18 protein-coding genes are annotated in these 19432 nt (G+C 72.5%); 7 read left to right on the top strand and 11 right to left on the bottom strand.

Features of this window, described 5'->3' with window-relative positions:
- The first annotated feature begins 153 nt into the window (after positions 1-153).
- The 7 genes from gap (at position 154) to pgi (ending at position 7373) form a co-directional block, all read left to right on the top strand.
- Positions 154-1164 carry a type I glyceraldehyde-3-phosphate dehydrogenase gene (gene gap, locus J8M51_RS15205; RefSeq protein ID WP_086757829.1) on the top strand — a complete coding sequence of 337 codons (1011 nt, stop codon included), beginning with the start codon at positions 154-156 and terminating at the stop codon, positions 1162-1164.
- Between the two features lie 135 nt (positions 1165-1299).
- Positions 1300-2511 (top strand): phosphoglycerate kinase, encoded by a 1212-nt coding sequence (locus tag J8M51_RS15200; RefSeq protein ID WP_086757827.1) that lies wholly within the window; start codon positions 1300-1302, stop codon positions 2509-2511.
- A gap of 6 nt (positions 2512-2517) precedes the next feature.
- Positions 2518-3294 carry a triose-phosphate isomerase gene (tpiA, locus tag J8M51_RS15195; RefSeq protein WP_086757825.1) on the top strand — a complete coding sequence of 259 codons (777 nt, stop codon included), beginning with the start codon at positions 2518-2520 and terminating at the stop codon, positions 3292-3294.
- A gap of 113 nt (positions 3295-3407) precedes the next feature.
- A complete protein-coding gene (gene secG / locus J8M51_RS15190; RefSeq protein ID WP_086757824.1) occupies positions 3408-3638 on the top strand; it encodes a preprotein translocase subunit SecG in 231 nt (76 codons plus the stop codon).
- Positions 3639-3867: 229 nt separating this feature from the next.
- Positions 3868-4203 carry an RNA polymerase-binding protein RbpA gene (locus J8M51_RS15185; protein WP_010352468.1) on the top strand — a complete coding sequence of 112 codons (336 nt, stop codon included), beginning with the start codon at positions 3868-3870 and terminating at the stop codon, positions 4201-4203.
- A 181-nt stretch (positions 4204-4384) separates the two neighbouring features.
- Positions 4385-5647, top strand: a complete 1263-nt coding sequence (locus tag J8M51_RS15180; protein WP_267299214.1) for an MFS transporter — start codon at positions 4385-4387, stop codon at positions 5645-5647.
- A 73-nt stretch (positions 5648-5720) separates the two neighbouring features.
- Positions 5721-7373, top strand: a complete 1653-nt coding sequence (pgi, locus tag J8M51_RS15175; protein WP_086753850.1) for a glucose-6-phosphate isomerase — start codon at positions 5721-5723, stop codon at positions 7371-7373.
- A gap of 104 nt (positions 7374-7477) precedes the next feature.
- Here pgi and fabG read toward each other — a convergent pair whose 3' ends face one another.
- From fabG to J8M51_RS15120, 11 genes are all read right to left on the bottom strand, one after another.
- Positions 7478-8194 carry a 3-oxoacyl-ACP reductase FabG gene (gene fabG, locus J8M51_RS15170; protein ID WP_086753852.1) on the bottom strand — a complete coding sequence of 239 codons (717 nt, stop codon included), beginning with the start codon at positions 8192-8194 and terminating at the stop codon, positions 7478-7480.
- Positions 8195-8496: 302 nt separating this feature from the next.
- Positions 8497-10062, bottom strand: coding sequence for an MFS transporter (locus J8M51_RS15165; protein WP_086753854.1), 1566 nt, complete (start codon positions 10060-10062; stop codon positions 8497-8499).
- Positions 10059-11501, bottom strand: coding sequence for a class-II fumarase/aspartase family protein (locus J8M51_RS15160; protein WP_086753864.1), 1443 nt, complete (start codon positions 11499-11501; stop codon positions 10059-10061). The genes J8M51_RS15165 and J8M51_RS15160 overlap by 4 nt, the downstream gene beginning before the upstream one ends.
- Before the next feature lie 5 nt (positions 11502-11506).
- Complete coding sequence (locus tag J8M51_RS15155) at positions 11507-13492, bottom strand: FAD/NAD(P)-binding protein (RefSeq protein ID WP_086753856.1); 1986 nt, start codon at positions 13490-13492, stop codon at positions 11507-11509.
- Positions 13489-14409: an NAD-dependent epimerase/dehydratase family protein gene (locus J8M51_RS15150; protein WP_086753858.1), complete on the bottom strand. Its 921-nt coding sequence runs from the start codon at positions 14407-14409 to the stop codon at positions 13489-13491. Before J8M51_RS15150 ends, J8M51_RS15155 begins: the two co-directional genes overlap by 4 nt.
- Positions 14410-14412: 3 nt before the next feature.
- Complete coding sequence (locus J8M51_RS15145; RefSeq protein ID WP_086753860.1) at positions 14413-14961, bottom strand: GAT domain-containing protein; 549 nt, start codon at positions 14959-14961, stop codon at positions 14413-14415.
- Entirely contained in the window at positions 14958-16634 is a 1677-nt protein-coding gene (locus J8M51_RS15140) for a class I adenylate-forming enzyme family protein (RefSeq protein WP_267299213.1), read from the bottom strand. Before J8M51_RS15140 ends, J8M51_RS15145 begins: the two co-directional genes overlap by 4 nt.
- Positions 16621-17592, bottom strand: coding sequence for a hypothetical protein (locus J8M51_RS15135; protein ID WP_267299212.1), 972 nt, complete (start codon positions 17590-17592; stop codon positions 16621-16623). Before J8M51_RS15135 ends, J8M51_RS15140 begins: the two co-directional genes overlap by 14 nt.
- Positions 17589-18803: a beta-ketoacyl-[acyl-carrier-protein] synthase family protein gene (locus J8M51_RS15130; protein ID WP_086761227.1), complete on the bottom strand. Its 1215-nt coding sequence runs from the start codon at positions 18801-18803 to the stop codon at positions 17589-17591. The genes J8M51_RS15135 and J8M51_RS15130 overlap by 4 nt, the downstream gene beginning before the upstream one ends.
- A complete protein-coding gene (locus J8M51_RS15125; RefSeq protein ID WP_086761219.1) occupies positions 18793-19086 on the bottom strand; it encodes a hypothetical protein in 294 nt (97 codons plus the stop codon). Before J8M51_RS15125 ends, J8M51_RS15130 begins: the two co-directional genes overlap by 11 nt.
- Positions 19083-19358, bottom strand: coding sequence for an acyl carrier protein (locus J8M51_RS15120; protein ID WP_086761221.1), 276 nt, complete (start codon positions 19356-19358; stop codon positions 19083-19085). Before J8M51_RS15120 ends, J8M51_RS15125 begins: the two co-directional genes overlap by 4 nt.
- Between the last annotated feature and the right edge of the window lie 74 nt (positions 19359-19432).

Here is a 19432-nt window from a genome sequence, read left to right as displayed (position 1 = left end):
CGTACCCCTACCGGTGAGTACGGACCGCACCGGCATGTATAGGGCATCTCGATGCCACTCGCCGGGGCCCGGGGAGGTAGGGTCGTAGGCGGTCGGGGACATCCCATACAGCTCGCCGGCGCTGAGCCGGCGTACCAACGAGGAGATCGGTTCGTGACGATCCGCGTAGGCATCAACGGCTTTGGCCGCATCGGTCGTAACTACTTCCGCGCGCTGCTGGAGCAGGGTGCGGACATCGAGATCGTGGCTGTCAACGACCTGGGTGACACCGCGACCACCGCTCACCTGCTGAAGTACGACACCATCCTGGGCCGTCTCAAGGCCGAGGTGTCGAACACCGCCGACACGATCACCGTGGACGGCCACACCATCAAGGTCCTCTCCGAGCGCAACCCCGCCGACATCCCGTGGGGCGAGCTGGGCGTCGACATCGTCATCGAGTCCACCGGCATCTTCACGAAGAAGGCCGACGCCGCGAAGCACCTCGCCGGCGGCGCCAAGAAGGTCCTCATCTCGGCTCCGGCCAAGGACGAGGACATCACCATCGTGATGGGCGTCAACCAGGACAAGTACGACGCGGCCAACCACCACGTCATCTCCAACGCCTCCTGCACCACCAACTGTGTGGCGCCGATGGCCAAGGTCCTCGACGAGAACTTCGGCATCGTCAAGGGTCTGATGACGACGGTCCACGCGTACACCAACGACCAGCGCATCCTGGACTTCCCGCACTCGGACCTGCGTCGCGCCCGCGCCGCCGCCGAGAACATCATCCCGACCACCACCGGTGCCGCGAAGGCCACCGCGCTGGTCCTCCCGCAGCTCAAGGGCAAGCTCGACGGCATCGCGATGCGCGTCCCGGTCCCGACCGGTTCGGCCACCGACCTGGTCGTGACGCTGCAGCGCGAGGTCACCAAGGACGAGGTCAACGCCGCGTTCAAGAAGGCCTCCGAGGACGGCGCCCTCAAGGGCTACCTGGCCTACACCGAGGACGAGATCGTCTCCTCGGACATCGTCAGCGACCCGGCCTCCTGCACCTTCGACTCCTCCCTGACCATGGTCCAGGAGGGCAACACGGTGAAGATCCTCGGCTGGTACGACAACGAGTGGGGCTACTCCAACCGCCTCGTCGACCTCACGGTCTTCGTCGGCGAGCAGCTCTGACCGACAGAGCAGGCAGTTTGATGTGACGTCAGGGCCCGGGCGGCGCAGGGACGCGCCGCCCGGGCCCTGACGCACGTGAGAAAAGGCCCTCCTACGATCACGAGCACCACAAGTCCTCCTCGGGAGCCCTCCTTCATGAAGACGATCGACGAACTCCTCGCCGAGCCCGTCACCGGCAAGCGGGTCTTCGTCCGCGCCGACCTCAATGTGCCGCTGGACGGCACCACCATCACCGACGACGGCCGCATCCGCGCCGTGCTGCCCACCGTCAGGGCGCTGGCGGAGGCGGGCGCGCGCGTCGTCGTCGCCTCCCACCTGGGCCGCCCCAAGGGCGCCCCGGACCCGGCCTTCTCCCTCGCCCCGGCAGCCGCGCGCCTCGGTGAACTCCTCGGCGCCGACGTGGCGTTCGCGACGGACACCGTCGGCGAGTCCGCCACCGCCACGGTCGCGGGCCTGTCCGACGGGCAGGTCGCCGTCGTGGAGAACCTGCGCTTCAACGCCGGTGAGACCAGCAAGGACGACGCCGAGCGCGGCGCCTTCGCCGATCAACTGGCCGCCCTCGCCGACGTCTACGTCGGCGACGGCTTCGGCGCCGTGCACCGGGGGCACGCCTCGGTCCTCGACCTCCCGGCCCGGCTGCCGCACTACGCCGGACACCTCATCGCCACCGAGGTCGGCGTCCTGAAGCGGCTCACCGACGACGTCCAGCGCCCCTACGTGGTCGCGCTCGGCGGCGCCAAGGTCTCCGACAAGCTCGCCGTCATCGACCAGCTGCTCGGCAAGGCCGACCGCATCCTCATCGGCGGCGGCATGGCGTACACCTTCCTCAAGGCCAAGGGGTACGAGGTCGGTGGCTCCCTCCTCCAGGAGGACCAGTTCGGCGCGGTCACCGAGTACCTGGAGCGCGCGGAGCGGACCGGCGTCGAGATCGTCCTGCCCGTGGACGCCGTCGTCGCGCCCGCCTTCCCCGACCTGAAGACCAAGGCTCCGGCCGGCGCCACCGCGGTCGCCGCGGACGCCATGCCGGCCGGACAGATGGGCCTGGACATCGGCCCGGAGTCCGCCACGCTGTACGCCTCGAAGATCGCCGACGCCGCCACCGTCTTCTGGAACGGCCCCATGGGCGTCTTCGAACACCCCGATTTCGCCGAGGGCACCAAGGCGGTCGCCCAGGCCCTCCTCGACTCCAAGGCCTTCACGGTCGTCGGCGGCGGCGACTCCGCCGCGGCCGTGCGGATCCTGGGCTTCGACGAGAACGCATTCGGCCACATCTCGACCGGTGGCGGCGCCTCCCTCGAATACCTCGAGGGCAAGACGCTCCCCGGCCTCGCCGCACTGGAGGACTGACCCTCAATGAGCACGCGTACGCCCCTGATGGCGGGCAACTGGAAGATGAACCTCAACCACCTCGAGGCCATCGCGCACGTCCAGAAGCTCGCCTTCGCCCTCGCCGACAAGGACTACGAGGCCTGTGAGGTCGCGGTCCTGCCGCCCTTCACCGACCTGCGCTCGGTCCAGACCCTGGTCGACGGCGACAAGCTCAAGATCAAGTACGGCGCCCAGGACCTCTCGGCCCACGACTCGGGCGCCTACACCGGCGAGATCTCCGGCCCGATGCTGGCCAAGCTCAAGTGCACGTTCGTGGCGATCGGCCACTCCGAGCGCCGCCAGTACCACGACGAGACCGACGAGATCGTCAACGCCAAGGTCAAGGCCGCCTACAAGCACGGCCTCACCCCCATCCTGTGCGTCGGCGAGGAGCTGGAGGTCCGCGAGGCGGGCAACCACGTCTCCCACACGCTCGCCCAGGTCGAGGGCGGCCTCAAGGACGTCCCCGCCGAGCACGCCGAGACCGTCGTCGTCGCCTACGAGCCCGTCTGGGCCATCGGCACCGGCAAGGTCTGCGGCGCCGAGGACGCCCAGGAGGTGTGCGCGGCCATCCGCGGCAAGCTCACCGAGCTGTACGGCGAGGAACTGGCCGACAAGGTCCGCATCCAGTACGGCGGCTCCGTCAAGGCCGGCAACGTCGCCGAGATCATGGCGCAGGCCGACATCGACGGCGCCCTCGTCGGCGGAGCCTCGCTGGACGCCGACGAGTTCGTCAAGATCGTGCGCTTCCGCGATCAGTGAGTGGCACCGGTGAGTAGGCCCTAGCGGCGTAACGTCGTACTCTTGCGGGGACCGGCCACGCGGCCGGTCCCCGCAGTCCATCAGAATCCGAGGAAGTTGGTCCAGCCGTGGTTATGGGGTTCTCGATCGCCCTGATCGTCTTCAGCCTGCTGATGATGCTGCTGGTGCTGATGCACAAGGGCAAGGGCGGCGGCCTCTCCGACATGTTCGGTGGTGGTATGCAGTCCTCCGTCGGCGGCTCCTCGGTCGCCGAGCGCAACCTCGACCGGATCACCGTGGTGGTCGGTCTGATGTGGTTCGCGTGCATTGTCGTCCTCGGCATCCTGATGAAGGTCAACAACTGACCCTCGGACCGACACCGGTGGGACAACGCGTCACGGACGCACCAATCCGCACGTAAAGCCCCATGCTGGGTACGCGACTTCGAACGCGGCCTATCATGGGGCTTGCGTCTGTGGGCGGGATGTAACTCCAATCACTGGACGCGCGTTGGGCCTTACGTAGACTGAGGCGCTCGCAGCGAAGCGAAACGCCGACTCGCTTCGCCGCACCATCACGCAGGGAGTTACGACCGTGGCAAGTGGCAACGCGATCCGAGGAAGCCGGGTCGGGGCGGGGCCGATGGGCGAAGCCGAGCGCGGCGAGTCCGCACCCCGGCTGCGCATCTCCTTCTGGTGCTCCAACGGACACGAGACCCAGCCGAGCTTCGCCAGCGACGCACAGGTCCCCGACACCTGGGACTGCCCGCGTTGCGGCTTCCCGGCCGGACAGGACCGGGACAACCCCCCGGCCCCACCCCGCACCGAGCCCTACAAGACGCACCTCGCCTATGTGCGGGAGCGACGCAGCGACGCGGACGGTGAGGCGATCCTCGCCGAGGCGCTCGCCAAACTCCGGGGCGAGATCTAGAAGTCGACACCGGCCGGGCACCGAGGGTGCCCGGCCGGAGGTGTCTGGGCGCCTCGCTCGCCGTCCGGCGCGTGCTGCCCGTGTTCTCCCTGGTCAGGCCCATTGTCAGTGGTGCCCTCTACGGTTTGCGCATCGACTCGTGTGTCGACGGGTCGACGGATCGTGAGCGTGAGGGGGACACGTGACGGGGGTGGTTCAGGAGGCCACGGCCGCGTACCGCGGCGCCTTCCTACGGCTGTGGAGCGCGGCTGTGCTCTCCAGTTTCGGCGACGCGCTGCGTACGGCCGCGCTGCCCCTGCTCGCGGTGACCCTGACCGACGAACCGCTGCTCGTCGCCTCCGTCGCGGCCTGCGGCTATCTGCCCTGGCTCGTGTTCGGACTGCTCGGCGGGGCCGTCGCCGACCGGGTGGACCGACGGCGGGCCATGTGGATCGTGGACGTGGTACGGGGCGGCCTGGTGGCGGGCTTCGCGGTGGCCGTGAGCCTCGACCGGGCCTCGATCGCCCTGCTGATCGCCCTGGCCTTCGCCCTCACCACCCTCCAGACCCTGTTCGACAACGCGGCCACGGCGCTGCTGCCGGCGGTGGTGGGCCGGGAGGCACTCGGCAGCGCCAACACCCGGCTGATGACCGGGCAACGGATCGCGGGCGGGCTGGTGGCCGCGCCGCTCGTGCCGTTGCTGCTGGCCGCCGGAGCGGCCGTCCCCTTCGCCGCCGACGCACTGACCTACCTGGTCGCCGCAGCCCTCGTCGCCTCACTGCGCACCGCCCCGCCCGAGGGGGCGCCACGGCCAGAAAGCGGCGCACTGCGCACCGAGATCGCCGCCGGACTGCGGACCCTGTGGCGGGACAGAGCCCTGCGCGGACTGTGCGCCGCCACCACGCTCTGCAACATCGGCATGGGCGCCCTCATCGCCACCCTGGTGCTGCTGGTCACCGACTGGCTGGACGCGGGCAGCGCCGGATTCGCGGCGGCGACGATCGCCTACACGGTGGGCGGCCTCGCCGGGGGAGCGGCGAACGGACGGCTGGTGGCCCGCGTCGGGCGGGTGCGGGCCGTGCTGCTGGCGGGCGGGGTGCAGACCGGGGCGCTGGTCGCGATGGGCTCGGTCCGCAGTCTGGCGGTCCTCATGGTGAGCCTCGCCGTGTTCGGGGCCATGGGCATGGTGTGGAACGTCAACACCACGACCCTGATGCAGCAGCGCACCCCCGCCGACCTGCTCGGCAGGGTCTCCGCCGCCTTCCGGACCCTCGGGGTGGCCGGGGCGCCGCTGGGCGCGCTGCTCGGCGGGGCCGCCGCCACGACCTGGGGACTGAACACACCCGCACTGCTCGCCGCCGCCTTCTTCGTCCTGTCCGTCGCCGCGCTGATACCCGGGCTCACATCGGACGTATGTGTTGTTGAGCCGGACGACCAGGGGACGACAGCTCGTGTTCCGTCGTGATCAATTAGGTTGGAACGGCAGCGGGGCAAGGTACGCACGCAGGACCAGGTAGGAAAGAAGGCTGAAGTCCGAGATGAACGCAGAAAGCCGTACCCGGCTCAACCAGACGCCCGAGTGGACCGCGCTGGCCGAGCACCGGGAGGAGCAGGGCGAGGTACAGCTGCGCGAGCTGTTCGCGGCCGACCCGGAGCGCGGCGCCGGCTACACACTGGAGGTCGGCGATCTGCACGTCGACTACTCCAAGCATCTGGTCACCGACGAGACGCTGCGGCTGCTGCGCGAGCTGGCCGCCGCCACCGACGTGTTCGGGCTGCGGGACGCCATGTTCCGCGGTGAGAAGATCAACACCACCGAGGACCGCGCCGTCCTGCACACCGCGCTGCGCGCCCCGCGCGGCGCGGTGATCGAGGTCGACGGCGAGAACGTGGTGCCGGCGGTGCACGCCGTCCTCGACAAGATGGCCGCCTTCGCCGAGCGCATCCGCTCCGGAGAGTGGACCGGGCACACCGGCCGCCGCATCAAGAACGTCGTCAACATCGGTATCGGTGGCTCCGACCTGGGCCCGGCGATGGCCTACGAGGTACTGCGCTCCTTCACCGACCGCGATCTGACGGTCCGTTTCGTGTCCAACGTGGACGGGGCCGACCTGCACGAGGCGGTCCGTGACCTGGACGCGGCGGAGACGCTCTTCATCATCGCCTCCAAGACGTTCACCACGATCGAGACGATCACCAACGCGACCTCCGCGCGCGACTGGCTGCTCACCGAACTGAAGGCCGGCCCCGAGGCCGTCGCCAAGCACTTCGTGGCGCTGTCGACGAACGCCCAGAAGGTGTCGGACTTCGGCATCGACACGGCCAACATGTTCGAGTTCTGGGACTGGGTCGGCGGACGGTACTCCTACGACTCGGCGATCGGTCTGTCCCTGATGATCGCGATCGGGCCGGACCGCTTCCGGGAGATGCTCGACGGGTTCCACCTGGTCGACGAGCACTTCCGCACCGCGCCCGCCGAGTCCAACGTGCCGCTGCTACTCGGCCTGTTGGGCATCTGGTACGGCAACTTCCACGACGCGCAGTCCCACGCGGTGCTGCCGTACAGCCACTACCTGTCCAAGTTCACGGCCTACCTGCAGCAGTTGGACATGGAGTCCAACGGCAAGTACGTGGGCCGGGACGGGGTGCCGGTGGAGTGGCAGACCGGGCCGGTGGTGTGGGGCACGCCGGGGACGAACGGCCAGCACGCGTACTACCAGTTGATCCACCAGGGCACCAAGCTGATCCCGGCGGACTTCATCGGCTTCGCCGAGCCGGTCGCCGAGCTGAGCGACACGCTGAAGGCCCAGCACGACCTGCTGATGGCCAACTTCTTCGCCCAGACCCAGGCGCTGGCCTTCGGCAAGACGCCCGACGAGGTACGGGCCGAGGGCGTCGCGGAGGAGCTGGTGCCGCACAAGACGTTCCAGGGGAACCACCCGACGACCACGATCCTGGCGAAGGAGCTGACCCCCTCGGTCCTCGGCCAGCTGATCGCGCTGTACGAGCACAAGGTGTTCGTCCAGGGCGCCGTCTGGAACATCGACTCCTTCGACCAGTGGGGCGTCGAACTGGGCAAGGTCCTCGCCAAGCGTGTCGAGCCCGCGCTGACCGAGGGAGCCGAGGTGGCGGGCCTCGACGCGTCCACGAGGGCACTGGTCGCCAAGTACCGGACGCTGCGCGGGCGGTAGCGGTCGCGAGGGGGGAGCGAGCAGGGGTGGGGAAGCGGGCGGCCGCGCGACGTCCACTTCCCCACCGGTCCGGGCGGTCCGGCGGGCCCGGGCCTCGTGCGGGCTCAGTGGCCCAGCCCGGCGCCCCCGTCGACCGGGATCACGGCGCCGCGCACATAACCGGCGCCGGCCAGGAAGGCCACCGCGTCGGCGACCTCCTCGGGGGTGCCCGTGCGCCCGGCGGGGGTGGTGCGCAGCAGATCACGGCGCTGTTCCGGGGTGAGGGCGCGGCTCATGTCGGTCTCGGTGAGGCCGGGGGCGACGACGTTGCAGGTGATGTCGCGGGGGCCGAGTTCCTGGGTGAGGGCGCGGGCGAAGCCGATGAGGCCGGCCTTGGCCGCCGCGTAGTTGGTCTGGCCGGGGGCGCCGCGCAGGGCGGCCGTGGAGGAGACCAGGACGATACGGCCGTGGCCCGTGCGGAGCATGCCCCGCACCGCGCGCCGGGCCACCCGGAAGGCGCCGGTGAGGTTGGTGTCGACGATCGAGGCGAAGTCCTCCTCCGTCATCCGCACCAGCAGCCGGTCCTGTGTGGCGCCCGCGTTGGCGACCAGGACGGTGACCGGGCCGTGGGCCGTCTCGGCCTCCTTGAAGGCCTGGTCGACCTGGTCGGTGTCGGTCACGTCGCACCGTACGGCGAGGAAGCGGTCGGTGGTGGGGGGTTCGGTGCCGCGGTAGGTGACGGTGACTCTGTCTCCGGCGGCGGCGAAATGGTGGGCCATGGCGAGTCCTAGGCCTCTGTTGCCGCCGGTGATCAGGACCGAGCGGGGGGTGGGTCGTGTCATGGGATCTCTCTATGGGCGTGGGGGGAGGGGAGTGAGGTGCGTTGTCGGGTGCGGCCCGGTGGGGCTTCTCGCGCAGTTCCCCGCGCCCCTGAAAGATCAGGCCCTGCGGGCCTGACAGGCCAGGTTCTGCGGGCCTGACAGGCCAGGCCCCGCGCCTCCGAAAGGCCGGGTCCTGTCGGCCTGAAGGACCGGGGACTGCGCCTCCGAAAGGCCGGGTCCTGTCGGCCCGAAGGACCCGGGAGTGCGTCCCTCAAAGGGCCAGGTCCCGTGCCCCTGAAAGGCCCAGGTCCTGATTCCTGTTGTCAGGGGCTTCCGTGTTCGGACGCGGTACGGGTGCGCAGGCCCAGGAGGGCCACGGCGGAGCCGATGAGGGCGAGGGCGGCGACGGAGAGTGTGGCGGTGTGCATGGCGTCGAGGAAGGCGTGGTCGGCCGCGGTCGTCAGTTCGGGCAGGTTCAGGGAGTCGGCCAGGGAACGGGCGGCCTCGGCGGAGGTACGGGCCTCCTCCTCGGCGGCCGGGGACAACCCCTGGGCGGGGGAGGGGAGTTCGGCGTCGGCCATCCGGTCCCGGTAGACGGCGGAGAGGACCGAGCCGGCCATCGCCACGCCGAGGGTGCCGCCGACCTGCCGGGTGACACTGTTGACGGCCGACCCGGCGCCCGCGAGCTGCGGCGGCACCCCGCGCATCATCACGGCGGTGACCGGGGTGCCGACCAGGCCCATGCCGAAGCCCTGGACCCACAGCAGTACGGCCACGATCCACAGCGGGGTGTGCCCGTCGAGCCAGGCGTAGGCGACGTAGGTGACGGCGGTGGCAAGGACGCCGGACGCGACCGTCCAGCGGGCCGACAGCCGACGGCTCAGCGCCGGGGAGGCCTGGCTGCCCAGGACGATGCCGACGGCGGCGGCGATCATCACGGTGCCGGCATCGGCGGGAGAGAGACCGCGAGGACCCTGGAGATAGAAGGCCGCGTAGAACAGGTGACCGGCCAGCGCCATGAAGGCGATCAGCAGGACCACGCTGCCCGCCGTGAAACCGGGCTGCCGGAAGAGCCGCAGATCCAGGCTGGGCGTCGCCGACCGGCGCTGACCGGCGACGAAGACCGCCAGGACGACACAGCCCAGGACCAGGGGCAGGAGCACACGCGGGCCGTACCAGGCGCTGCCGCCGCCGAGTTCGATGATGCCGTAGACCACGCCGCCCAGGCCGATCACCGACAGGGCGAGGCCCGGCAGGTCGAGCACCCGGCGGTGGGAACCGCCCAGGTCGGGCACGACCACCAGGACCGCCAGCAGACACAGGGCGACGATGGGCACGTTGACGAGGAACACCGAACCCCACCAGAAGTGGCTGAGCAGCGCGCCGCCCGCGACGGGGCCGACGGCCACGCCGAGACCGCTCGACGAGCTCCAGACGGCGATCGCCCGGGTGCGTTTCTCCTCCGGGGTGCTCTGCACGATCACCGTCAGCGTCGCCGGCATCAGCAGGCCGCTGCCCGCGCCCATGAAGGCCCGCGCCACGATCAGCCAGGCCGGGCTGTCCACGAAGGCGCCCGCGCCGGAGGCCACGCCGATCAGCGCGAGCCCGGCGAGCAGGGTCTTCCGGGGGCCGAACCGGTCGGCGAGCGCGCCGCCCGCGAAGAGGGTGCAGGCGACGACCAGGGTGTAGGCGCTCGCCACCCACTCCAGTTCGCCGGGGGTCGCGCCGAGGCCGTCCACCGGGTCGGCGAGGGTGGTGACGGCGACATTGAGGATCGAGGTGTCCAGCCAGATCAGCATCTGCGCGCAGACCACGATCAGCAGGACCGGCCAGGAGCGGGTGGGTGGAGCGACCTCCGGGGTCCCGGTCGTCCGGCTCACGGTGCTCACAGGGTTCCTCCGCCGGTCGTCTCGTGGTGGTCGCGCACGTCCGCGTACCGGTGCAGGGCGCGGTCGATCAGGGCGTCGGCCGCGCCCGTGTAGCGGACCGGGTCGAGCAGTTCCGCCAGCCGGTCGGAGGTGAACCGGGCGGACAGCTCGGGGTCGGCGAGCAGCACCTCGCGCAGGGGCCGGCCGGTGCCGGACGCCGCGGCCGACGCCGCGGTCAGCACCTTCTTCGCGCGGGCCTTGCCGAGCACCGGGGCCAGGACCACGGCCAGCCGTTCGGCGACGATGGCACCCCCGGTCAGATCGAGATTGGCCCGCATACGCCCCGGATGGACGACCAGGCCCTCCGCCAGCTCGACGGCGGTGTGCGCGGCCCCGCCCGCCAGCCGCAACGCCTCCCGCAGCGGCTGCCACTCGGCGTGCCACGCCCCGGCGGGCCGTTCGTCCTCGGCGAGCAGACACTGCGCGAGGACCAGTGCGTGCGCGGGGACCTGCCGGGCGGCCGACACGATCAGCGTGGCCAGCGCGGGGTTCACCTTCTGCGGCATGGCCGAGGAGGCACCGCGCCCGGCCCCCGCCGGCTCGGACAGCTCACCGATCTCGGTACGGGACAGCGTCCCCACATCCAGCGCGAACTTCCCGAGCGCCCCGGTGACGAGCTGGAGCACGGCCCCGAGTTCGGCGACGGGTGTACGGACGGTGTGCCAGGGGAGGGTGGGCTCGGCGAGACCGAGGGCGGCGGAGAAGGGGCCGAGGAGTTCCAGACCGCCCTCCCCGTGGACGTCCGCCTCCGGGCGGCCCGCACGATCCACCACCGCGTACTCCCGGTACGCGGCCAACGTCCCGCCCGCTCCGCCCAGTTGCGCCGGAAGCCCGGACGCCACCGCCCGTACCCGCACCGTCGCGTCGACGGCCAGCTCCAGCCAGCCCGCCGCCTTCAGCCCGAAGGTCGTCGGCACGGCGTGCTGGGCCAGGGTGCGTCCGGCGAGGACGGTGTGCCGATGGGTGCCGGCCAGGGCGGCGAAGGCCGCGGCGACCCGTGACAGGTCCCCCTCGATCAGACCGAGGACCCGGCGGCCGATCAGCATCGCCGCCGAGTCCAGGATGTCCTGACTCGTGGACCCCCGGTGCACATACTCCGCGGCGGCCGGATCCTCCGCCGCGACGACCTCGGTGAAGGCGGTCACCAGCGCGACCACCGGATTGGCGGCGGCCCGGGCGGCGCGGGCCAGGGCGGGCAGGTCGAGCCGTTCCACCCGGGCCGCCGAGGCGATCGTCTCCACGGCGGCGGCCGGTGCCAGGCCGACCGCGTGCTGGGCCCGGGCCAGCGCCACCTCGGCGTCCAGCATGGCCTGCAGCCACGCCTCGTCGGTCACCTCCGCCGCGACGGGCGTACCGGCCCAGGTGGGGGCGAGCAGGCCCGCGTCGGTGCCCACGGACATCGCGTTCACGTTCCGTCACTCCCTCCGTCTGCCGTCCGGCCCGGTACCGGGGCGAGCCCCAGCGCCGCCCGTGCGATCGCGTCCGAGTCCTCCAGCGTCACCGAGCCCACGCCGGGCCTGATGCCGACCGCCGTCACCCAGCGCACCCCCTCCACCGGCACCCCGAAGGCGTACCGGCGCGGATGCGGCCGGCCCGTGGCGTCCACCAGCCGGGGCGGGCCGCCGGTCACCGCCAGCCCGCCGGGCTCGTACCCCGTGTCGCCGCCGAGCCGGTACGGCGCGCACGCGCCGGACCGGAACAGCGACCGCAGCAGGGGGTCGGCGCTGCGCCGCAGGGCGACGGCGGGCAGCCGCGCCTCGATCAGAGCGTCGACCCGGACCGGGGGTTCGCCCACCGGTTCGGCATCCACGAGAAAGCCGCCCGAACCGCCCCGCGCCCAGGCGCGGACCCGCATCCCCGGGCCCAGCACATGCAGGACGTCCGCCTCGATCAGAGCGATCAGCTGCTCGATCCGGAAGGCGGGCGGGCCGATCGAGGTGAAGGCGTTCAACGGGGTGTACCAGTCGTCGAGTTCGGCGCGGTACGAGTCGCCGGAGACCCCGCCGTGGTCGACGACGAGCCGGATCTCGTTGCGGAGGTCCCGCAGGGCGTCCAGCGCGGCCTTCAGCGGGCCGTTCACATTGCCGAGGCGGGCCTCGGCGACATCCCGGCGCAGATGGTCCAGCAGCCAGTGGCGGAAGTCGGCACGGCCGGTGAACACCCGCTCGCCGTAGGGGCGTTCGATCCACGCCCAGTTCCATCGCTCGTCCGCCGGGACACCGTGCCGGTCGAGCAGGGCCGCCTCCGCGTCCTCGTCCACCGGGGCCGCGAGACACGACCGTACGAACTCCCCGGCCGCCTCCGGTCCTCGGGCGGCTCGGATCCAGGCCTCGTGGTGGACGGTCCGTACCTCGCGGTCGACGAGGGGCCACAGGGCGTCGCGGAACCCGAGGGGGTGCCCGTCGGCCACCCGGCGCCGCAGCTCCGCGATGACGTCCGGGGTGAGGAAGCGCGGCTCGTGGCGGCCGAGGGCGCCCTTCTCGTTCTCGCCCCGGGCGTGGTACGGGACGCCGCGCCGCGAACCGGCGTACAGGACGGGCTCGTTGCCGCTCGGCAGATAGACGAGACCGGACTGGCCCTCCTTGAACGTGCCGCCGCGGCCCTCGGTGAGCAGGGCCACGCAGTCGAAGAAGTTCAGGCCCAGGCCGCGCAGGGCGACCGGGGTGCCCGGGGTGATGCCGCTCAGGTCGGTGTCGGCCGGGTTGGCGGGGGCCACATAGGTGAGGCCGTGGCGGTCGGCGAAGGAGCGCAGCGCGCGTTCCTCCGGCGACGGGGTCAGGGTGCCGTGGCCGAGGGCCAGCACCACGACGTCCACGCCGGTCAGCCGTTCGCCGTCCGCCAGGGTCACCGTCTGCGGTCCGTCCGGAGTCTCCTCGCCGAGGGCGACCGCGGTGGTCGGGTGCGTGTGGACGGTGACATGGGCGGGGGCCGTACGTAACAGGTGGCGGAAGACCCACTCCAGGTAGTGGCCGTGGAACGCGCGGGTCGGATAGGTGTCGGGGCCGAGCCGTCGCGCCTCGTCCAGGGTCCGGGGCGGGAGGTCCTGGTCGAAGGCTCCGTCACGGACCGCGCACGCCCACTCGTACAGGCTGGGGCCCGGCACCGTCGGCCCCGCGCAGTCCACGCTCGCGTCGGTGAACAGGGTCACCTGGGAGGCGACCGTGTTCATCAGCAGTTCGCCCGGCTGGTCCGTCCGCCAGACCGCGCCCGCGCCCGGCGGGTACGGGTCCACGAGGTGCACCTCGACGGGCCGCACGGTCCCCCCGGCGTTGGCACTGATCCGCTCCAGCACGGAGAGCCCCCGGGGACCGGCACCGACCACACAGACGGTGAGGGCGCCGGCGGGCGGAGTCGTGCTCCCGGGCCCGGAGGTGTCGTCGGCGTCGGTCATTCCTGGCCCAGTCCGTCGCGCCAGCTCGGTCTGGCCGGCTTCCAGCCGAGTGCCGTGCGGGCCCGGTGGTTGGCGGCGCCGTGCGCGGAGGTGAGCTGGTGGGCCATGAACCAGCCGAGGAGACGGGGCGCGAGGGCCGCGGGGACCGTGCGCGGGGAGGGCGCGGCGAGCGTCCGGGCGAGGTGCGGCAGCCACTGCGCGGCCGGGGCCGGATCGTCGTCCGTCGCGTGGAACACCCCGGCGGTCTCGGACTCGACGCCCGCCACCGCCGCCCCCACGGCGTCCTCGATGTGCAGGAACGACATGATCCCGGCCCCGCCGCCGGGCAGCGGCAGCCGTCCGGCGAGCACGGCCTGCGCGGTGGCGCCGGTCCGGGCGTACGCGGTGCGGGGGCCGTAGAGCGTGCCGTAGCGCAGCACCACGCCCTCCAGGCCGCTCCCGGTGACCTGCCGCTCCAGCTCGGCGACGGCCCGTACGGTCGAGGCCCAGCCGGGGTCGGGGGCGTCCGTGTACAGGGGCGCGTCCTCGTCGAGGACCGGTTCCCCGGCCGGGGCCGCGGCGAAGGCGATGGACTGGGCGACCAGCCGGCGTGCGCCGGCCGCTCGTGCCGCCTCGACCAGATGGGCGGTGCCCTCGGTGCGCAGCCGGGTGGTGAGGGCGAAGGCCGCCGGCGGGTCGTCCCGCAGCAGTCGCAGCGCCGACATCTGGTGGACGACCACCTCGGGCCGGGCGGCCGACACCGCCGCCGACACGGCGTCACGGTCGAGGGCGTCGGCGACCACCACCTCGTCCGCCTCGGGGGCGCGGGCCCGCGAGCCCGGCCGTACCAGCACGCTCACCCGGTGGCCCCGCGCCCGCAGCGCGCCCACCAGCGGATGTCCGACCACTCCGGTGGCCCCGGCGACGAGTACCCGCACGCCTCAGCCCTCCGAACCGTCGGCGGTGGGCCGGTCGACCCGCATGACCAGGCGGCACGCCGGGTCGCCGTCCCGCAGACAGCTCTCGGCGCGGTTCTCCGTGAGGGTCACCCCGAGACCCTCCGACCAGCCGGCGTGGACGGCGGTGCACGGGCAGCGGTAGCCCTCCAGCGAACCGGCCATCCGGACCATGGTGATCGCGAAGTTCCGTTTCAGCGTCAGCACGATCGCGTCGTCGTCCTCGACCTCGGTGGAGGCGTTGCGCAGCTCCGGCGGGAACATCCGGTCGCCGCAGTCGTCGTAGCGGCGGCGCAGCTCCTCCAGGTCCTTGCGGAGATCGCCGGTCTCCGGGAGCGGCCCGTACAGCCGGGCGACGCGCTGCCCGACGTGCCGGGCGACCTTCCCCATCGCCTCCGCGTTGATCTCGTTCGCGGCCTCCTGCCCGAACCGGGCGGCGACGCCCTGGTACCAGTTGGCATCGTGCTGCCACCACAGCCGGTACGCCTCACTCGCGCGGGCGCGGTGGTTGACGCCGTCGGTGCTCGTGGTCATCCCTGTCGCTCCTTGGCGGCGAACCGGTCGCGCATCACTCGTTTGAGAACCTTGCCGGTGGCCCCCTTGGCCACGTCGTCGGGCTTCATCCGCAGGGCCCGGGACACGGGCGGGAAACCGGCCTCCGTCAGCACGGAGTTGACGCGGGCGGTCCACACGTCGTCGCCGGTGTCTCCGGTGCCGTCGTCCTCCTCGACCGGCTGGAGCAGCGCGTACGCCTCCGCCTCGCCGTCGCCGTCCCAGTCCGCGCGGACGCCGTCGGGGGCGACCCCGACCACCGTGCAGTCGGCGAGGTCCGGCAGCGCGGCCAGCAGGAGTTCCTCGGTGCGGGTGCTGAAGACGATCCCCGCGCGGGTGCGGACGGCGTCCGGGACCCGGTCCAGGTGGTAGAAGTTGCCCTCCTCGTCCTGGTGGGCGAGGTCGCCGGTGAGCCAGTAGCCGCCGAGCCGCATCCGGTTCCAGGTGAGCGAGTCGTTCCAGTAACCGGGCGTGAGCGTGGGCGACTTGAGGCCCAGCCGGCCGATCCGCCCGGGCGGCAGCGGGGTGCCGTCCTCGGCCAGCACCGCGGCCTCGGCGAAGCTGATCGGTCTGCCGACCCGGCGGGAGTAGGCCGAGGTGTCCTTGGTGTGCCGGTTGTGGAAGACCGAGTAGCCCGCCTCCGAGGAGCCCAGCCCGTCCACGAAGACCGAGCCCTCGACGCGGACCCGGCTCAGATCCCGGCGGATCTCGATCCGGCTCCCGTGCTCCACGAGCGCCCGGATGTGCGCCTCGTGCGCCGCGTCCCCGGTGTTGAACCACACCTGCACGCTGGAGAGATCCCGTGCCGTCAGATCCGCCGCGGCCATCTCGCCGAAGGTCCCGGCGAACGCCAGTACGGTCGTCGGCCGGAACTCCTCGATCGCGTCCAGCACGTCCGTGCCGCGCCGGCCGGAGAGCAGCATGATGTCCGTGCGCAGCAGCAGGCAGTACAGCAGCGTCGCCACCATCGCGTTGTGCGCGCCCGGCAGCCCCACCAGCGTGCGCTCCATGTCGGCCCCGGTGGAGAACCGAAGCCGGTGCACCTGGGCGTACATCAGCGTCCGGTGGGTGTGCGGCACCCCCTTGGGCAGACCGGTCGTACCGGAGGAGTGGGAGATCAGCACCGGGTCGGTCGGGTCGTGCCGGTACGGGTACGACGCGGGGAGCGAGGCGCGGTGCTCCGGACGGATCGCGTCGGCGGTCGTACGGAAGCCGAGGTCCAGCTCGTCGCCCGCCAGCACCTCGCGGTGCGCCTCGTCGGTGAACGCGCCCACCGCGCCCTGGCGGCGCACGTACTCCCGGGCGATCTCCGGGGACAGATGGCCGTTGACGAACGACGGGATCGCGCCGAGCGAGGTCAGCGCCAGGAAGTTCACCGCGAACTCGGCGGCCGAGAAGGAGTGGATGGCCACCGGGTCGCGGGGGCGCACTCCGTGGGCCGCGTACCAGCCCGCGTACGTCTCGACGATCTCGCACAGCTGCCCGAGTGTCAGTACCTCGGGACGGCTGCCGTCCGGCGCGCGCCAGGTGCCGTCGGTCCGCAGCACCGTTTCGTCGAGCGGACGTTCGTACGCGCGCAGCCGGTGCAGGACGTTGCCGGCGCCGAGTTCGGTGTCGGAGCAGATCCGCGCCCGCTCCTGCCTACTGATGAGCATGGGTCTCCGTCTCGCTTCCTTGGGGCTCGTCTTCCGCGGGCCCGTTCCCCTCGGGTCCGTCCGGGCGCCGCCCGGCGTCGAGGCGGAACGCGGGCGCCCGGGGGTCGGTGACCAGGACATGGGTGCCGCCGTCCCGCAGCAGCCGCCGATGGGCGGCGGCCAGGTCGAACAGGCCCTGGACGCTGCCGGGGCGCGGGCAGGCCGCGGGTCGGCCGCCGTCGTACGTCTCCGTCGAGCCGATCGTCACGGGTACGCCGGGGCCCGGCCGGCCGAGCAGCACGGCCGCCGCCAGTGCGGCGGACCCGGGGAGGGCGGCGGACTCGGGGAGGTCCGGGGCCGGGCGTACGGGGGCGGGGTCCCGCCGCGCGGCGGCCAGTTCCCGGTGCACGGCGGCCACACGCTCGCCGCCGCCCAGTTCCACGCCCAGCACCAGGACCTGGTCCAGCTCCGGGTCCTCCAGGAGGAGGCCGGCCATGGCCAGGAGTTCGGTCACCGGGTCGTCCAGGGTGGAAAGGCTGAACATCTGACCGGTGATCCCGAACTCCCGGCTGATGTGCCCCAGCACGGAGTTGGCGGTGGCCTGCATGAACAGCAGCGGGTTGTGGACCCGGCCCGCCACCACCCGGCGGCTCGCCAGATCGGCCGTGGTGGTGTCGCCCGTCAGACTCGCCAGCGCGACGGCCGTCCGGTCCCCTCCCCCACTCTCGGCTTCGCTCGAGCGGGAGGTGCCCCCATCGGGCCGCTCGGTCAGACACCGCGCGGCCACCTCGTACACCAGGGGACTGAACGCCGACTCCACGAACCCGGGCAGCCGCGGCAGCGGGATGTCGCCGTCCCGCCCGGTGCCGTGGGTGGCGGTGGCGGTGGTGAGGACGCCGAGGGGCGCGCGGAGGGGTGCCTTCTCGGCCGGCCCGCTCACGGCGGCGGCCGTTCCGCCTCCTTCGTTCGTCGTCGTCACGGCCGCTCCAGGACGAGTGCGGTGTTGGCACCGCCGAAGGCGGCGTTGATGGTGAGGGCCCGGCGGAGGTCGGCCTGCCGGGCCCGGTTCGGCACGTAGTCGAGATCGCACTCCGGGTCGGCCCGGGTGAAGTTGGCGGTCGGCGGCAGTACGCCGTCCATCAGGGCCAGCACGGTGATCACGAACTCCACGACACCGGCCGCCTCCAGGAGATGGCCGGTGGTGCTCTTGGTGGAGCTGACCGGCACCGACTCCGCCCGCCCGGCGAGCGCCGCGCGCAGGCCCCGGGTCTCGGCGCCGTCGTTGTACTTGGTGCCGGTCCCGTGGGCGTTGACATAGCCGAGGTCCGCGCCGTCCGGGTCCCCGGCCAGCCGGAGCGCCTGCCGGGCCGCGCGGGCCAGGCCGACGCCCTCCGGGTGGGGCTGGGCGATGTGGTGGGCGTCCGTCGCCGCGCCCCAGCCGGTCACGCCCGCCAGCGGCCGGGCCCCGCGCCGGCGCGCGTGCTCGGCGGACTCCAGCACGACCGCCGCGACCCCGTCACCGAGCAGCAGCCCGGTGCGGTCGGCGCTGAACGGCCGCACCGTGCCGTCCCGCGACAGCGCCCGCCCCGAGTCGAACTTCCCGAACGTCTCCTCCTCCACGAGATAGCCGCCGGCACACACCGCCACGTCGATCCGTCCGGACGAGATCAGCCGGCAGGCGTGGATGATCGCGGCGGCGGACGCCACACAGGCGTTGGTGAACGTGAGCCGGGGCCCGGTCAGCCCGAGGCTCCCGGCGAGCGCCTCGGCGAGATACGCGGGGACGGCGTCGGCGAGCCGGGGCGCGTCTTCGCCCGGGGCGGTGCCGCCGTCCTCGTGGCTCCCCGCCGCCGTCCCCGTCTCCGCCGCCTCCCGCCAGTACCGCGTGATGCTCGTGCAGTCGCCCGCGATGCCCAGCAGGACCGCCGCCTCGGCGCCCCGGGGCAGGCCCGCCATGTCGAGGGCCTCCGCGCCGCAGCGCGCGAGGGCGGGGCGCAGGGCCCAGTGCGCGACCGCGTCCGGGCCGTCGGGGGCCGCGCCCGCCATCGGGGTGCGGTACGGGCCGGTGTCGAAGCGGGTGGTGGGGGCGAAGGAGGGGACGCCCGCGAACACCCCGCGCCGCAGGGCGTCCGCGCCCGTGCCGAAGGCGGTGCGGACCCCGAACCCGGTCACCGTCACCTCACCGGTCACCCCGGTCACCCCCGTCCACCGCGTCCGTCCCGGCCGCGCCCAGGAACGCGGTCAGCCGCCGCAGCGAGGTCAGGCCCGCGATGTCCTCGTCGCCGGGCTCCACCACCAGCCCGTAGCGCTCCTCCACCACATGCAGCAGCCACACCAGCCCCAGGGAGTCCAGTACCAGCTCGGCGTCCTCGGCGAGGTCGTCCGGCACACCGGGGAAGATCTTGCGGTCGGCCAGCAGCTCCCGGACGAGATCGGTCGTGATGACGGCCGGAGCGGAGGTCTCCGCGCTCATGCCTTCGCCCCGCGCCCGACGACCTCGGCGACGAGCCCGCCGAGGGTCAGCGAGGCCAGCGGCTCGATGTCGGTGTCCGGGATCTCCACGCCGAACCGCGACTCCAGCCGCAGCGTCAGCTCGATCAGGCTCAGCGAGTCCAGCTCCAGCCCGCCGACGGTCACCGGACTCCCGTCCGTGATGCCGTCGCGGCTCAGCAGGATGTTCATCTCGTCGATGACCGTGGTCAGGACGAACTCACGGATCTCGTCTTCCAGCAGTGACGTGCTCATGATTCAGACTCCAGTGAAGATTCCGGTGCGAATGTCCGCGTCCCTCCGGGGACGCGTCGGAACCGCGCGGGCGC

The organism is Streptomyces griseiscabiei (assembly GCF_020010925.1).
GTDB lineage: Bacteria > Actinomycetota > Actinomycetes > Streptomycetales > Streptomycetaceae > Streptomyces > Streptomyces griseiscabiei.
Note: the sequence above shows the minus strand (reverse complement) of the source record. Positions and strands in the feature narration are given on the sequence as shown.

Excerpts from the sequence above, each read along its gene's own strand:
- J8M51_RS15200 (WP_086757827.1), top strand. The coding sequence starts at position 1,300 with ATGAAGACGATCGACGAACTCCTCGCCGAGCCCGTCACCGGCAAGCGG.
- tpiA (WP_086757825.1), top strand. The coding sequence starts at position 2,518 with ATGAGCACGCGTACGCCCCTGATGGCGGGCAACTGGAAGATGAACCTC.
- secG (WP_086757824.1), top strand. The coding sequence starts at position 3,408 with ATGGGGTTCTCGATCGCCCTGATCGTCTTCAGCCTGCTGATGATGCTG.
- pgi (WP_086753850.1), top strand. The coding sequence starts at position 5,721 with ATGAACGCAGAAAGCCGTACCCGGCTCAACCAGACGCCCGAGTGGACC.
- fabG (WP_086753852.1), bottom strand. The coding sequence starts at position 8,194 with ATGACACGACCCACCCCCCGCTCGGTCCTGATCACCGGCGGCAACAGA.
- J8M51_RS15160 (WP_086753864.1), bottom strand. The coding sequence starts at position 11,501 with ATGTCCGTGGGCACCGACGCGGGCCTGCTCGCCCCCACCTGGGCCGGT.
- J8M51_RS15155 (WP_086753856.1), bottom strand. The coding sequence starts at position 13,492 with ATGACCGACGCCGACGACACCTCCGGGCCCGGGAGCACGACTCCGCCC.
- J8M51_RS15145 (WP_086753860.1), bottom strand. The coding sequence starts at position 14,961 with ATGACCACGAGCACCGACGGCGTCAACCACCGCGCCCGCGCGAGTGAG.
- J8M51_RS15140 (WP_267299213.1), bottom strand. The coding sequence starts at position 16,634 with ATGCTCATCAGTAGGCAGGAGCGGGCGCGGATCTGCTCCGACACCGAA.
- J8M51_RS15125 (WP_086761219.1), bottom strand. The coding sequence starts at position 19,086 with ATGAGCGCGGAGACCTCCGCTCCGGCCGTCATCACGACCGATCTCGTC.
- J8M51_RS15120 (WP_086761221.1), bottom strand. The coding sequence starts at position 19,358 with ATGAGCACGTCACTGCTGGAAGACGAGATCCGTGAGTTCGTCCTGACC.